The sequence below is a fragment of the Delftia sp. WSY_12 genome, from assembly GCF_043104645.1.
Taxonomy (GTDB): Bacteria; Pseudomonadota; Gammaproteobacteria; order Burkholderiales; family Burkholderiaceae_C; genus Comamonas; species Comamonas tsuruhatensis.
Genome location: NZ_JBICKW010000019.1, coordinates 1 through 409, shown reverse-complemented (window position 1 = coordinate 409; position 409 = coordinate 1). Strand labels below are relative to the sequence as shown.

General features: G+C 61.1%; 1 protein-coding gene. It reads left to right on the top strand.

Features of this window, described 5'->3' with window-relative positions:
- Nucleotides 1-42: 42 nt before the first annotated feature.
- The coding region (locus tag ACF8LI_RS11610; RefSeq protein WP_392412889.1) for a hypothetical protein at nucleotides 43-409 on the top strand (367 nt) is incomplete at its 3' end.

Sequence of the window (409 nt, the reverse complement as noted above, 5' to 3'; positions counted from 1 at the left end):
CAGATCGAGGCCTCTGCGGAGGGGGCGACGGCTGCTGCACCCATGCCGGTGGAAGTCATCTTGCCGCAGATGCGGTTTGAAGGCCTGGATGGACAGCGGTCTACGGTCAGTCTGAGGGACAACTTCTATGTGGTGCTGAGCGTACCCGGCGCGTACTGGTCAGAAAGTCAATATGCGATCAAGCCGATGACGGTACAGGTGGGCCTGGGGGACCAGGACCCGGCTGGTGTGGTCACAGGCATCTACTCTGCTGCCAATGGGGGTAGCCTGATCTCGCAGATGGTGATCGATCGAGGGCAGAGGGGCACGGGCTGGGTCTACGTGGAACGCCCTGTTTCAGCGGGAACCTACAGGGTGCAAGCGCAGGTGCAAGGCCTTGTTGAGAGCAAGTCGAATGTGCAGACCGTGG